At 65.3% G+C, this 14,392-nt stretch carries 11 protein-coding genes; 9 read left to right on the top strand and 2 right to left on the bottom strand.

Annotated features, from left to right (window positions below; translation table 11 throughout):
- The first annotated feature begins 695 nt into the window (after window positions 1–695).
- Window positions 696–1,667, top strand: a complete 972-nt coding sequence (locus tag PV761_RS09285; protein WP_028269026.1) for a methylenetetrahydrofolate reductase — start codon at window positions 696–698, stop codon at window positions 1,665–1,667.
- A gap of 106 nt (window positions 1,668–1,773) precedes the next feature.
- The gene (gene metE / locus PV761_RS09280; RefSeq protein ID WP_347896130.1) at window positions 1,774–4,134 is read left to right on the top strand and encodes a 5-methyltetrahydropteroyltriglutamate--homocysteine S-methyltransferase; all 2,361 of its coding nucleotides are present in this window, start codon (window positions 1,774–1,776) and stop codon (window positions 4,132–4,134) included.
- Between the two features lie 148 nt (window positions 4,135–4,282).
- On the opposite strand, the gene PV761_RS09275 is transcribed toward metE, so the two are convergent.
- Complete coding sequence (locus tag PV761_RS09275; RefSeq protein WP_347896128.1) at window positions 4,283–4,789, bottom strand: DUF2004 domain-containing protein; 507 nt, start codon at window positions 4,787–4,789, stop codon at window positions 4,283–4,285.
- A 110-nt stretch (window positions 4,790–4,899) separates the two neighbouring features.
- Between PV761_RS09275 and PV761_RS09270 the strand changes: the two genes are divergently transcribed.
- Window positions 4,900–6,339: an aldehyde dehydrogenase family protein gene (locus tag PV761_RS09270; RefSeq protein ID WP_347896126.1), complete on the top strand. Its 1,440-nt coding sequence runs from the start codon at window positions 4,900–4,902 to the stop codon at window positions 6,337–6,339.
- Here the strand turns inward: PV761_RS09270 and PV761_RS09265 are convergent.
- Entirely contained in the window at window positions 6,336–7,250 is a 915-nt protein-coding gene (locus PV761_RS09265) for a LysR family transcriptional regulator (protein WP_347896124.1), read from the bottom strand. The two genes, PV761_RS09270 and PV761_RS09265, sit on opposite strands and share 4 nt — an antisense overlap.
- A gap of 209 nt (window positions 7,251–7,459) precedes the next feature.
- On the opposite strand from PV761_RS09265, the gene PV761_RS09260 reads away from it, so the two are divergent.
- The 6 genes from PV761_RS09260 to nrdE all read left to right on the top strand — a co-directional run bounded on the left by PV761_RS09260 (window position 7,460) and on the right by nrdE (window position 14,330).
- The gene (locus PV761_RS09260) at window positions 7,460–8,839 is read left to right on the top strand and encodes an FAD-dependent oxidoreductase (protein ID WP_043437312.1); all 1,380 of its coding nucleotides are present in this window, start codon (window positions 7,460–7,462) and stop codon (window positions 8,837–8,839) included.
- Window positions 8,839–9,570, top strand: coding sequence for a DUF1365 domain-containing protein (locus tag PV761_RS09255; RefSeq protein WP_028269030.1), 732 nt, complete (start codon window positions 8,839–8,841; stop codon window positions 9,568–9,570). The genes PV761_RS09260 and PV761_RS09255 overlap by 1 nt, the downstream gene beginning before the upstream one ends.
- Window positions 9,567–10,976: a class I SAM-dependent methyltransferase gene (locus PV761_RS09250; protein WP_347896121.1), complete on the top strand. Its 1,410-nt coding sequence runs from the start codon at window positions 9,567–9,569 to the stop codon at window positions 10,974–10,976. Before PV761_RS09255 ends, PV761_RS09250 begins: the two co-directional genes overlap by 4 nt.
- A 405-nt stretch (window positions 10,977–11,381) precedes the next feature.
- On the top strand, window positions 11,382–11,627 hold the full coding sequence (nrdH, locus tag PV761_RS09245) for a glutaredoxin-like protein NrdH (RefSeq protein WP_011692201.1): 246 nt from the start codon (window positions 11,382–11,384) through the stop codon (window positions 11,625–11,627).
- Between the two features lie 115 nt (window positions 11,628–11,742).
- Window positions 11,743–12,171 (top strand): class Ib ribonucleoside-diphosphate reductase assembly flavoprotein NrdI, encoded by a 429-nt coding sequence (nrdI, locus tag PV761_RS09240; protein WP_051628681.1) that lies wholly within the window; start codon window positions 11,743–11,745, stop codon window positions 12,169–12,171.
- Window positions 12,172–12,173: 2 nt separating this feature from the next.
- Window positions 12,174–14,330 carry a class 1b ribonucleoside-diphosphate reductase subunit alpha gene (gene nrdE / locus PV761_RS09235; RefSeq protein ID WP_197024877.1) on the top strand — a complete coding sequence of 719 codons (2,157 nt, stop codon included), beginning with the start codon at window positions 12,174–12,176 and terminating at the stop codon, window positions 14,328–14,330.
- Window positions 14,331–14,392 lie beyond the last annotated feature (62 nt).

Here is a 14,392-nt window from a genome sequence, read left to right as displayed (position 1 = left end):
GCGCTCCATGATGAACCAGGCCAGATCGATGAGGGGTGCAAGAAACCACAGGACGGTTGGGGGTGTAGATCCTGATCCGCACGCGGCTTACCAGCCGGGTGCCGTTCGTGTCCGGGTTCAGGGCGAAACACCAGCTGACGCGTTCCGGCACAGGTTCCAGCACCATGTGGTGCTCGTGGTCAAGGGCGGCGACCGGCCAGTCCGGACCCCTGCCAAGCGGGATCACGTCGCCTGCTCTGAGGCCGTCAGGTGCCGCGGGGGTCCGAAGCCGGTCATGGACGAAGCCTCCTTACCTGCTCTTTAAGCCATGCTAGGAGCACGCTGGACGGGTAGGACAGGGGCTACAGTCAATTTGCGGCCTTTCGGCGAACAATGTTCTACGCGGCGGCGCAACAGAGCGTAAAGGTGCGTCTTAATTCGGGGGCCAGCTTGAACCCCTTCGGGCCGGGCCCTAGAGTCTTATACAAGTTACCGAGGTAACGTGTCAGCGATCCTCCGCCAGGAGGGTGTGGGTGCCCCCATGTGGGCCTGACATTTGCTCACGGACAACTTCTTATCAGGCGTAACAGTCGCGGCTGCGCCCTGCCGAAGTTCACTCCGTGTTCCCAAACTCAAATTCATTGACGGTTCTGCGTCTCCGAGGTCCCCTGGACCAAGGTGCACATGCCGGCAATGGCCCAAAGCCAAGGACGCAAATGTCTCCACCTAGCCTTATTGACACACATCCGAATCTCTCCGACACCGCTCCGGTGGCTCTTTCCTATGAGCTGTTCCCGCCGCGTTCGGCGGCTGCCGCCGCGTCGCTCTGGACCACCATTGGCGAACTGGAAGCCACGGACCCGGACTACGTTTCCGTGACGTACGGCGCCAGCGGCTCCAACCGGGACACCGCCGTCGAACTCATCAACCGGCTCCTGCTGGAAACGACCCTCCGCCCGCTGGCCCACCTGACCTGCGTGGGCAACACACCGGAGGAACTCTCCGAGATCATCGGTGAACTGCTCGACGTCGGCGTCCGCGGGATCCTGGCCCTCCGTGGTGACCAGCCCAAGGATGGCGGAACGCCTGCCAGCGGCTCGCTGCGGTACGCCCAGGACCTGATCGAACTGATCCGCCGCGTGGAGCAGCGCCGTTCAGCGCTGCTCTGTGCCGGCAAGGTGGCGGTCGGCGTTGCCGCGTACCCCACCCGGCACCCTGAGTCACCCACGGAAGCCCACGACGTCGAGGTGCTGCTGGCCAAGCAGCGCTCCGGTGCGGACTTCGCCATCACGCAGGTGTTCTTCCACACCGAGCAGTACGCCGACCTCATCACGAGGGCCCGCCGTGCGGGGGTCACCATCCCCATCATTCCGGGTGTGATGCCCCTGACCAGCGTGCGCCGGCTCAACCGCCTGGGCGAGCTGACCGGCGTCGAACCCGCTCCGGAACTCATGGCGCGGCTGGCCGCTGCGGACACCGACGCCGAACGACGGCTGATCGGGGTCCGGGCAACAGTGGACCTGGCCAATGCCGCCCTGGACGCCGGCGCGCCGGGAATCCACTTGTACACCTTCAACGAGCACGCCTGCGCGCTCGAGGTCCTGGACAAGCTGGCGCTGCCCCGCCCCGTCCGTCCGGCGAGCAGGCTCAATGCCATTGCGCGCCGCCACCAGGAAATGGCGAGCTAGAAGCCGGTCCCAACCGTCAGCTCCGCCCGCCAAAACTGGCCCCTGCACCAAAACTCCCAGCCGTAATACACCCATGCCTTTCACCAACACATCCAAGGACTTTCACATGACTGAGCAGAACACCCCGGCCGTGACCACTCCCTTCCCCGCCGCCTCGATCCTGGGCTACCCGCGCATCGGCCGCCGCCGCGAACTGAAGAAGGCCGTCGAAGCCTACTGGGCCGGCAAGATCGACGCCGCCGCCTTGGACGCCGCTGCCAAGGAAATCCAGCTGGGCACCGCCAAGCGCCTGCAGGGCCTGGGCCTGACCGAAGCCGCCGCTGTTCCGGGCACCTTCTCCTACTATGACCAGGTCCTCGACGCCGTCGCCCACCTCGGCGCTGTCCCGGCCCGTTTCGGCAACCTCCTCAACGCCGAGGGGCAGCTGGATATCGACGGCTATTTCACGCTGGCCCGCGGTAACAAGGACGAACAGCCGCTGGAAATGACCAAGTGGTTCGACACCAACTACCACTACCTGGTTCCGGAGATCGGCCCGGAGACCAACTTTGCGCTGACCTCCAACCGCATCGTCGAGGAATTCGAATACGCCCTCGCCAACGGTGTGGAGACCCGCCCGTACATCGTGGGTCCGGTCACCTTCCTGCTGCTGAGCAAGGCTTCCGACGACGCCCCGGCCGGCTTCAGCCCGCTGTCCCGCCTTGAGGACGTCCTGCCGGTCTACACCGCGCTACTTGAGAAGCTGGCCGCCGCAGGTGCCAGCTGGGTCCAGCTCGACGAGCCCGCCCTCGTTGTCGACCAGGACACCTCCGCCGAGGAAATCCAGGCCGCCGTCGCCCGCTCCTACGAGGTCCTGTCCGCTGTGGCCCAGCGCCCGCAGCTGTTCGTCTCCACGCCGTACGGCGCACTGAACGGCCAGCTCGGCACCCTGGCCGCCACCAACATCGACGCGCTGCACATCGACGTCTTCAAGGGCGCCGTTCCGTCCGCAGCGGCACTCGCCGCACTGGGCAACAAGACCCTGGTTGCCGGCGTCGTGGACGGCCACAACATCTGGCGCAACGATCTCGCCGCCTCTGCGGAGAAGATCGCTGAACTGAAGAAGTCCGTGGCCAAGCTCGCCATCAGCACCTCCACCTCCACGCAGCACGTGCCGCACGACGTCGAGGAAGAAGCCCAGCTGTCCGCGCAGCTCCGCAGCTGGCTGGCGTTCGCCGACCAGAAGGCCGTTGAGGTTGCCACCCTCGCCGGCCTGCTGAGCGACGCTGCCGGTGTTGAAACAAGCTCAGTGCAGCGGGCCATCGACGAGGCTACCCGCATCATCGCCTCCCGCGCCGCCGCCGAGGGCGTGCAGCGCGCCGACGTCCGTGCGCGCACCGCCGCCCTGACCCCGGCCGACTTCAACCGCTCCGAGTACTCGGTCCGCGAAGCCGCCCAGGAAGAGGCACTGCACCTGCCGCCGCTGCCGACCACCACCATCGGTTCCTTCCCGCAGACCTCCGAAATCCGTTCGGCCCGCGCCCGCAACAACAAGGGCGACCTCACCAACGAGCAGTACGAGCAGCTCATGAAGGACGAGATCAAGCGCGTCGTGGAGCTGCAGGAAGAGCTCGGTTATGACGTCCTGGTGCACGGCGAGCCCGAGCGCAACGACATGGTCCAGTACTTCGCCGAGAACCTTGAAGGCTTCGACGTTACGGTCCACGGCTGGGTCCAGTCCTACGGCTCACGCTGCACGCGTCCGTCCATCCTCTGGGGCGACGTCACCCGCAGCGCCCCCATCACGGTGGCCTGGGCCGAATACGCCCAGTCGCTGACCAGCAAGCCGATGAAGGGCATGCTCACCGGTCCGGTCACCATCCTGGCCTGGTCCTTCGTCCGCGATGACCAGCCGCTGGGCGAGACCGCCAACCAGGTGGGACTGGCGCTGCGCGACGAGATCGCCGACCTCGAAGCGGCCGGCATCAAGGTCATCCAGGTGGACGAACCCGCACTGCGCGAACTCCTGCCCCTGCGCAAGGCCGACCAGGCTGCCTACCTGGACTGGTCCGTGAACTCGTTCCGCCTGGCCACCGCCGGTGCTGCCGACGCCACGCAGATCCACACCCACCTGTGCTACTCCGAGTTCGGCGCCATCATCGACGCGATCGACGGCCTGGATGCTGACGTCACCTCGATCGAGGCCGCACGTTCACGCATGGAGGTTGTCCACGACCTCGAGTCCCACGGCTTCGGCCGCGGTGTTGGCCCGGGCGTCTACGACATCCACTCGCCGCGCGTCCCGGGTGAGCAGGAAGTCACCGAGCTGCTCAGCACCGCCGTGAAGCACGTTCCGTCCCGCCAGCTCTGGGTCAACCCGGACTGTGGCCTGAAGACCCGCGGCTACGCCGAGACCGAAGAGTCCCTGCGCAATCTGGTCACGGCCACCAAGACGGTCCGCGCGGAACTGCTGCAGGCAGCCAAGTAGGGCTTCGCCGGCTCAACCACCGCACAACGCACGACGGCGGCCGGTCACCACAGGTGACCGGCCGCCGTCGTGCTTTACCTATCGATTGCTGAGCAACCGCCGTTTTGACGGTTCATAAGGGCCGTTGCGGAGCAGTCGATGCAGCGCTTTACGACTCCCAGACGATCTCGTCGTCCACCACACCGTCCTCGTCAGCGGACGCCACCAGGACTTCGTCGGTGAAGTGCTCGCCCAAGGTGAAATCCAGGACGAAGTATCGTTCGGGCTGGCCGGGGTAGATGCCCACGTGGCCAAGTTTCAGCGCCTTCAGGAACACGGCATTGGTCAGTTGGCTCTTGTCCTCCACGCCGAACACCTTCCTGAGATGCTCGTCCTTGATGGCGTTGCAGTGGAAGTGCCGGTACTCCTGGGGGCTGGTGCCCTCCTGCTCCAGTTCCTCGGCGATCATGTCCCGGACCTGGTCCACTAGCTCGGGCAGGTACCGCAGCCGGTAGTCAACCTTGTGCATGGCCGCCTCGTCGAAGTGGTCGTGGGCATTGATGTTCAAGTCCAGCTCTACCGGCTGGCCGCCCAGTTCATGCTTCGCTGCGATGTTGTGGTCCCGGCCGTGGTTGAGCTCGATTTCACCAAAGTGCCGGCTCGCTACCTTGTTCATATCTTCAACATAGCCCTCTCGGGCAGTCCATTCCAGCATCCGGGATTTTTTCTGGGACTGTATCCCCGCGCTGCAACCCGGCTGCATCCCGGCGCGGGTACATTGATCGGATGCACACTGCCGCCGCCGTCGCCCGATCCCGCGAGCTCTTCGACAGCGGGGTGACCCGCCCGCTGGCGTGGCGCCTCGAACAACTCGGCAACCTGCGCAGGATGCTCACGGAACGGCGTGAGGATTTCATCGCTGCACTGTCCAGCGACCTGGGGAAGCACCGGACCGAGTCCGTGATGACCGAAATTGCCTTTGTGACCGCGGAAGCCGCCCACCTGGAACGGCACCTGGCGGCGTGGATCCGGCCCCGCCCGGTGGCCGTGCCTGTTGTCCTGCAACCCGCGCGGGCGTGGACCGAGCTGACTCCGCTTGGTGTGGTGCTGGTGATCGGGACCTGGAACTACCCGGTCCAGCTGACCCTCGCACCCCTGGCCGGAGCACTGGCGGCCGGCAACACCGTGGTGGTCAAGCCCAGCGAGCATGCCCCCGCCACGTCGGCGGCCCTGGCCCGCTGGGTGCCTGAATACCTCGACGGCGCCGCGGAGGTGGTGACCGGCGGTATCCCGGAAACCACCGCGCTGCTGGCGGAGCGTTTCGACCACATCTTCTTCACCGGCGGGCAGGCAGCGGCCCGTGTCGTCATGCGGGCTGCAGCCGAGCACCTGACTCCCGTGACCCTGGAACTGGGCGGCCGGTGCCCGGCCTTCGTGGACGAAACCGCCGACCTGGCCACCACTGCACGGCGCATTGCCTGGGGCCGGTTCGTGAACGCCGGCCAGACATGTGTGGCTCCGGACTATGTGCTGGCAGCACCCGAAATACTGGACGCCCTCCAACCGCTGATCGTGGACGCCATAACCTCCATGTTCGGCGAGGATCCTGCGGGCAGCGCTTCCTACGGCCGGATCGTTGATGACCGGCACTTCGAGCGGCTCGCTGAGCTGGCCGACAGCAGCACCGTGGTCCACGGCGGCCAGCGGGACCCCGGCAGCCGCTACTTTGCGCCCACCCTCCTGCGGCCAGCCCCCGGGGACGCAATCCTGGGCGAGGAAATCTTCGGCCCGCTCCTGCCACTGGTGGCTGTGTCAGGACAGGACGAGGCCATCCGGATGATCAATGCCGACCCCAAGCCGCTGGCGGTTTATGTATTCAGCGCCGATGACAGAGTCCGCAGTTCCTTCGCTGCCGAAACCTCATCGGGTGCGCTTGCGTACGGGGCGCCGGCCGCGCACGTCTCGGTCCCGGGACTCCCGTTCGGCGGGGTCGGCGGCAGCGGCATGGGGGCTTATCACGGCGAACATTCCGTGCGGACGTTCTCGCACGAGCGGGCCAGCCTGGACAAGCCGCTATGGCCGGACACTTTCGGGCTTGCCTATCCGCCCTACGGCAAGGCGAAGGACAAACTCGTGACCACCCTGATGTCGTTCGCCGGGCGGGCGCCGGGGCTTCCGAAAATCCTGCGTTCCAAGGCCCGCCGCTTCCGGGCCCGCGAATCCTAGCGCGTGGCTCCCAGGCTGTGCAGGGTGTCGGCCAACAGTTCGACGAAGAGCTGGACGCGTGCCGTCTGCTTGTCGTTGATCAGCAGGGCAAACACGTTGCGGGCAAGCCTGATCTCCGGAACATCGAGGACCACCACCCCGGCCGGCCGGTGCCGAAGGGCCAGCTCCGGCACGAGCGCGGCACCCAGGCCCGCGGCTGCCATTTCCAGGCTCGCGTGGAAGTCGTCGCTATAAGCCACCACTCGCGGGTGCAGGTTGCAGCTGGCGAACAGGCGTTCAATAACCGTGGCGTCGCTGGTGCCCGGGTGATGGACAATCCACGGCATGTCGGAGAGGTGGTCCGCCGCCACCTTGGCGTCGGCGCGGAAACCCCAGGCCGCGGGCAGCACCACGCGGAATTCGTCGTCGCCGATCCACTGCCGGTTCACGGTGTGGGGCCACGCCAGGCCGGACTGGCCCACCTGGTAGACCAGGGCAACATCGAGTTCGCCGCCGGTGCGGAGCCCCTGGATGGTCTGGGACGGCTCCGCCACGGACACCCTGAGGTCGATGCCCAGGTCCTTCCACTTCGAGTTCTGCAGGATCCGGGGAAGCACATAGGTTGCCAGGCTGGGGAAGATGCCGAGCCTCAGTTCCTGGTGGGTGGCGTCGTGCGTCCGGGAGGCAGCGGCCATCAGGGCCTCGATGTCCGTCAGGACCTTGGCGGCATGCCGCGTCATCACCAGGGCGGCTTCGGTGGGCTGGATGCTCCGGGCTGAACGCTGGAAGAGGTCCACGCCGGTGTCCCGCTCCAGGGCGGACATTTGCTGGGAAACAGCCGACGCCGTGTAGCCCAGCCGGTTGGCGGCGGCCGCGAACGAACCCAGGCGGGTGACCTCCACGAGGGTCCGCAGGTGAACAGGGTTGATCAATGGTTGTCCTTCGCCTCGGAAATCCCGCTTCATTGTGGCATATCGCCCCGCGGCCCCGGAATGTCGCCGCTGACGGGACGTGTCCATGGGGAAGAATCGCGTCAAGGCGCCCGGCTGAAATTCGCAGTCATCCGGGCGCCCTTCGGTGACGAATTGCCCATAAGACGATTCATCAGGACGATTCAGGCGAAGCCAACAGGAGTAGATCAGTGTCGCAAGCAGCAACGATTCCGGACGGCCGGCGGGTAGCCGTCATTGGCAGCGGCGTGGCAGGGCTGACCGCAGCCTATGTCCTGAACCGGCGGGACAACGTGACCCTGTTCGAGGCCGACTCCCGGCTGGGCGGCCATGCCCACACCCACGACGTCCCGCAGGCCGGCGGCCCGGTCCTGGGCGTGGACACAGGTTTCATCGTGCATAACGAACGCACTTACCCGACTCTCCTGCGGCTCTTCGCGGAGCTGGGGGTGGAGACGCAGGACTCCGAGATGAGCATGTCGGTCCGCTGCGACGGCTGCGGCCTCGAATATGCCGGTGCCCGCGCCAAGGGGCGCGGCATTATCCCGCGGCCCTCCACCCTGCTGCGCGGCAGGTACCTGCTGATGCTGCTGGAAGTAACGCGTTTCCACCGCCGTGCCCGCGCCCTGCTGGCAGCGTCCGGCACCGCCGCCTCGGGTGACTCATCCGGCAACACGGACCCGGAACTGACGCTGGGGGAGTTCCTCGCCCGCGAAAAGTTCAGCAGCTACTTCATCTCGCACTTCATGACCCCCGTGGTGAGCGCCGTCTGGTCCTGCGACCCCACCACTGCGCTGGCTTATCCGGCCCGCTATCTGTTTACCTTCCTGGCCCACCACGGCCTGCTCGGAGTTTCCGGCTCCCCGCAGTGGCGGACGGTCAAGGGCGGCTCGCGCACCTACGTGGACAAGCTGGCGGCCACGCTGCCCGACATCCGGCTGTCCAGTCCGGTCACGGCGGTGCGACGCGACGGGGAGGGCGTTGAACTGACCACCCCGCACGGTACGGAAACCTTTGACGCCGTCGTGATTGCCACGCATCCCGCGCAGGCGCTGCGCATGCTCGCCGATGCTTCGCCTGCGGAGGAGGAGGCGCTCGGCGGAATGCCCTACTCGGTCAACCAGACGCTGTTCCACCGCGACGAAGCAGTGCTGCCTGCCAGCGCCAACGCGCAGGCGTCCTGGAACTACCGGCTGCCGTCCTGCGATGCACGTCCGGACAAGGTGCTGGTCAGCTACGACATGACGCGCCTGCAGCGCCTCGAGCCCGCTGACGGCGGGCGCTACATCGTGAGCCTCGGTGAGTCCGAACTCATCGCCGACGGCACCGTCCTGGACCGGATGGTCTACGAACACCCGCAGTACACCCCCGGTTCGCTCCGGGCCCAGCAGCAGGTCCTCGCACTGGGGGACGGGCGCCTTGCCTTTGCCGGCGCGTACCATGGCTGGGGTTTCCACGAGGACGGAGCACTCTCCGGGGTCAAGGCCGCCGCCCGGCTCGGCCGGGACTGGGAACAGCCGGCCGGCGTTTCCGGTCCCGCACTGGCGGGCGTCGCCGCGGAGGGCGCCTGATGAACACCCAGGCGGCCATCTACCGCACCTCCATCGCGCACGTGCGCCGCACGCCGCTGCACAATGCGTTCACGTACCGCAGCTACAGCTGGTTTGTCGACGTCGACCGGCTTCCGTCACTGCCGTGGCCGCTCCGGCTGCTCGCCGATTTCCGTGCCTCGGATCACCTCGGCGACGCGGAAGGCTCGCTCCGCGGCAACGTGGAGAGGTTCCTGCGGACCCGGGGGATAGAGCCCGACGGCGGCCGGATCACCATGCTTGCCAGCGCCCGGGTGTTCGGCCACGTGTTCAACCCGCTCAGCCTGTTCTGGTGCCACGATGCCGTCGGGAACCTGCGGTGCGTTGTTGCCGAAGTGCACAACACCTACGGTGAACGGCACTGCTATCTGCTCGAAACGGACGACGCAGGAAGGGCCAGCGTGCCCAAGGCGTTCTATGTTTCCCCCTTCAACGACGTCGAAGGCCAGTACCGGATGAAGCTCCCGGAACCGGGGGAGCGGCTTGCGGTGTCCATTGTTCTGGAGCGCGAAGGGCAGAAGCCCTTCATCGCGACCGTCGACGGCGAACGCCACGACGCCTCCCTGCCGAACATTCTCTCCGCTGCGCTCGCCGTGCCCCTGGCACCGCTGCGTGTAGCCGCGCAGATCCGCTGGCAGGGCATAAAGCTCTGGGCACGTCGGCTGCCCATCATCAAACGACCACACCACCCCTCACAGGAGGCAGTCCAGTGACCCTTACCGAAGCTACCGGATCCGCAGCAGGACAGCCTGCGAACGAGCGTTCCGCCCACGCCCGCGCCGGCCTCGCCGCTGGCTCCGCAGTGCCCTACACCGTTCCCCAGCCGCCCGCAGTGGTTGACGCCGACATCTGGCCGAGCATTGCCACGGTGCCCTCGTCGCTCAAGGCGAGGGTTGCCGGCCGGGCTGCCGACGCCATCTTCAAGGCAGCGGTTCGGCGGCTTCCGCTCGAGGTCCGCTACCCCGACGGGACCGTTCTGGGAAAGGCGGCCCCCGGCGCGGCAGAGGCGTCCGGCCGCCCCTACCCGGTGATGACCATGAACCGTCCCGAAGCGTTCGCTGCCCGGCTCGGCGACGGCGGACTCATCGGCCTGGGTGAGTCCTATATGGCCGGCGACTGGGACGCCGATGACCTCACCGCAGTGATGGAGGTCTTCGCTGCCCGCGTCGGCACGCTGGTGCCCGAGCCGCTGCAGAAACTGCGGGCCCTCTACCTGCCGCGCCAGCCGCGCAGGGAACGCAACACGGAGCAGAACACGCGGTCCAACATCTCGCGGCACTACGACCTCTCCAACGAGCTCTTTGCGTCCTTCCTGGACAGCACCATGACCTACTCCAGCGCCCTTTTCCCGGAGAGCGGCGACGCCCTTCGGCACGTTGCCTGGGACGGTTTCGCCGAGGCGCAGCAGGCCAAGATCGACCGGCTGCTGGACAAGGCCGGCGTACGCGAGGGGACGCGTGTGCTGGAAATCGGCACCGGCTGGGGCGAGCTCGCGCTTCGTGCGGCAGCCCGCGGAGCGACGGTCTACTCGGTCACGCTGTCCAGCGAACAGCAGGAGCTCGCCCGCCAGCGAGTGGCCGAGGCCGGCTACGCCGACGCCGTCACCATTGAACTCAAGGACTACCGTGCGGTGGAAGGCGAGTACGACGCCGTCGTCTCGGTGGAAATGATCGAAGCCGTCGGCTACGAGTACTGGGCCACGTACTTCCAGACGATCGAACGCGTCCTGGCCCCCGGCGGGAAGGTGGCCATCCAGGCCATCACCATCGCGCACGACCGGCTGATCGCCACCCGGACCAGCTACACGTGGGTGCACAAGTACATCTTCCCCGGCGGCGTCATCCCGTCTGTCCGGGCCATCGAGGAAATCACCGAGAAGCAGACCGGACTCCGGGTCCGGGAACGCCTGGCCATGGGCGAGCACTATGCGCAGACCCTGCGCCTCTGGGAGGAACGGTTCATGTCCAGCGCCGACGAGGTGGCGGCCATGGGCTTCGACGCGATCTTCCAGCGGATGTGGCTGTTCTACCTCTGCTACTCCCGGGCAGGCTTCGAGACGGGCTACCTCGACGTCCAGCAGATCGTCCTGGACCACGCAGCGACAAAGCACCACATCTAGTTCCGTTCATCACATCGGGGCCCTGAATCTTCATTCAGGGCCCCTTTTGTGTGCCTTCCGACACGCCCGCCGCACCGTCGCGACACGCCGTCCACCGGGCGACACGCGGGACGTTTAATTGTGGCTAACTACTCCACAGGGTGTGGATTTCGTCCGCGAAAACAGCTGAATCCCGGACATTTTTGACCACCCTGCCTGTGGATTAACGGTGCATTAAATGACATACTTGTAATACATCATCTTGGGGTCCGCATCGGGGCCGTGCACTACATGTAGTATCGACATACAGATTGAGCGGGACGCAGGACCGGCGCGGATGAGGGGTTTCAGTTCCGGGCAGTGTCTACCGCAACGATGGACAAGAGACTTCAAAAAGCAGTGACTTCAACAAAGGGGACAGGAACCATGACCGTTACGGTTTACACGAAGCCGGCCTGTGTTCAGTGCAACGCAACGTACCGCGCGCTGGACAAGAAGGGCATCACCTACCAGAGCGTCGACATCTCCCAGGACGCGGACGCCCTTGAGCGGCTGAAGGCCCTCGGCTACATGCAGGCCCCCGTCGTGGTCACGGACCAGGACCACTGGTCAGGCTTCCGCCCGGACAAGATCGAAGAGCTGGCGCTGAGCGCTGCCGCATCCGTGGCCTAGCCCAGGCTTCACCGCCGCTTCCGGCACAGAACTTTACGTAGATGAGGTGACTCCCATGGCAGCGCCGGCACTTGCCGATGCGCCGCTCGCAGCGGATGCTGCGAATACGACGCCGATGACACGGACATCCAGTCACCTCATCTACTTTTCCTCCGCCTCCGAGAACACCCGGCGCTTCGTGGAGAAGCTCGGCCGGGATGCGGCCAGGATTCCCCTGCATCAGCGAGAAGCTGAACTCGTGGCCTCCGAGCCCTTCGTCCTGGTGGTTCCCACCTACGGCGGGACCGGCGGTGAGGGCTCGGTGCCAAAACAGGTCATCCGGTTCCTCAACAACCCGCAGAACAGGACACTGATCCGCGGAGTGATCAGCGCAGGAAACACAAATTTCGGGGACAACTTCTGCATGGCGGGCGACATCATCGCCTTCAAATGCCAGATACCGCACCTCTACCGCTTCGAACTCATGGGGACGCCTGAAGACGTCCGCCTGGTAAATCAAGGATTGGACAAGTTTTGGACACTACTGTCGCAGACACAGAAGTAACCATGCCCGCCGTCGAGAAGACCGCAGAGAAGCCGCCGCTGCCCGCCGCCTACAAGGGCCTGGGCTACCACGAGCTGAACGCCATGCTGAACCTGTACGGACCGAACGGTGAAATCCAGTTCGAGGCGGACCGCGAGGCCGCACACCAGTACTTCCTGCAGCACGTGAACAACAACACCGTGTTCTTCCACGACCTGGAAGAGAAGCTCGACTACCTGGTGAAGAACCAGTACTACGAGCGCGAGACCCTCGACCAGTACACGATGAACTTCATCCGCGAGCTCTTCAACCGCGCGTACAAGAAGAAGTTCCGCTTCGAGACCTTCCTGGGCGCCTTCAAGTTCTACACGTCCTACACGCTGAAGACCTTTGACGGCAAGCGCTTCCTGGAGCGCTACGAGGACCGCGTGTGCATGGTTGCCCTGCACCTGGCCCGCGGCGACGAGCAGCTCGCCCTGCAGATGGTTGACGAGATCATCGAGGGCCGCTTCCAGCCGGCCACGCCCACGTTCCTGAACGCCGGCAAGAAGCAGCGCGGCGAGCTGGTCTCCTGCTTCCTGCTCCGCATCGAAGACAACATGGAGTCGATCGGCCGGTCCATCAACTCCGCCCTGCAGCTGTCCAAGCGCGGCGGCGGCGTGGCGTTCGCGCTGACCAACATCCGCGAAGTCGGCGCGCCGATCAAGCAGATCGAAAACCAGTCCTCCGGCGTCATCCCCGTGATGAAGCTCCTCGAGGACAGCTTCTCCTACGCCAACCAGCTCGGTGCCCGCCAGGGTGCCGGCGCCGTGTACCTGCACGCCCACCACCCCGACATCTACCGGTTCCTGGACACCAAGCGGGAAAACGCGGACGAAAAGATCCGCATCAAGACCCTCTCGCTCGGCGTTGTCATCCCGGACATCACCTTCGAGCTGGCCAAGCGGGACGAGGACATGTACCTGTTCTCCCCGTACGACGTCGAAAAGGTCTACGGCATGCCGTTCTCCGACGTCTCGGTCACCGAGAAGTACTACGAGATGGTGGACGATTCCCGGATCAAGAAGACCAAGATCAAGGCGCGCGAGTTCTTCCAGACCCTCGCGGAGATCCAGTTCGAATCCGGCTACCCGTACATCATGTTCGAGGACACCGTAAACCGGGAAAACCCGATCGACGGCAAGATCATCATGTCGAACCTGTGCTCCGAGATCCTCCAGGTCTCGCAGCCCACCACGTACCACGATGACCTGTCCTACGACCAGACCGGCAAGGACATCTCCTGCAACCTGGGCTCGCTGAACATCGCGAAGACCATGGATTCCCCGGACTTCGGCCTGACCATCGAGACGGCCATCCGCTCGCTCTCGGCTGTTTCGGACATGTCCAACATCACCTCGGTGCCGTCCATCGCCCGCGGCAACGACCAGAGCCACGCCATCGGCCTCGGCCAGATGAACCTGCACGGCTACCTGGCACGTGAGCGGGTCCACTACGGTTCCGAAGAGGGCCTGGACTTCACCAACATCTACTTCTACTCGGTGGTGTACCACGCGGTGCGCGCCTCCAATAAGCTGGCCATTCAGACGGGTCAGACGTTCGGCGGCTTCGAGAAGTCCAAGTATGCCTCGGGCGAGTTCTTCGACAAGTACACGGAGCAGGAGTGGGTGCCGCAGACCGAGAAGGTCGCGGAGCTGTTCAAGAACATCCACATCCCCACGCAGGATGACTGGCGCGAGTTGAAGGCTTCCGTCATGGAGCACGGCATCTACAACCAGAACCTGCAGGCCGTCCCGCCGACGGGCTCGATCAGCTACATCAACAACTCCACCTCCTCGATCCACCCGGTGGCGTCAAAGATCGAGATCCGCAAGGAAGGCAAGCTGGGCCGCGTGTACTACCCGGCGCCGTACCTGACGAACGACAACCTGGAGTACTACCAGGACGCGTACGAGATCGGCTACGAGAAGGTCATCGACACCTACGCCGCTGCTACGCAGCACGTGGACCAGGGCCTGTCCCTGACGTTGTTCTTCAAGGACACCGCCACGACGCGCGACATCAACAAGGCGCAGATCTACGCCTGGAAAAAGGGCATCAAGACCATCTACTACATCCGTCTCCGCCAGCTCGCGCTGGAAGGGACCGAGGTGGACGGCTGCGTCAGCTGCATGCTCTAATCTTCAACTAAATCGTGACAGTACGACGGCGGGCGCCCGCCCGCCGTCGTACGCTTAACTTC

It is taken from the genome of Arthrobacter sp. CC3 (genome assembly GCF_039907775.1).
In the GTDB taxonomy this organism is placed as follows: domain Bacteria; phylum Actinomycetota; class Actinomycetes; order Actinomycetales; family Micrococcaceae; genus Arthrobacter.
This window is presented reverse-complemented; position numbering and strand designations above follow the sequence as displayed.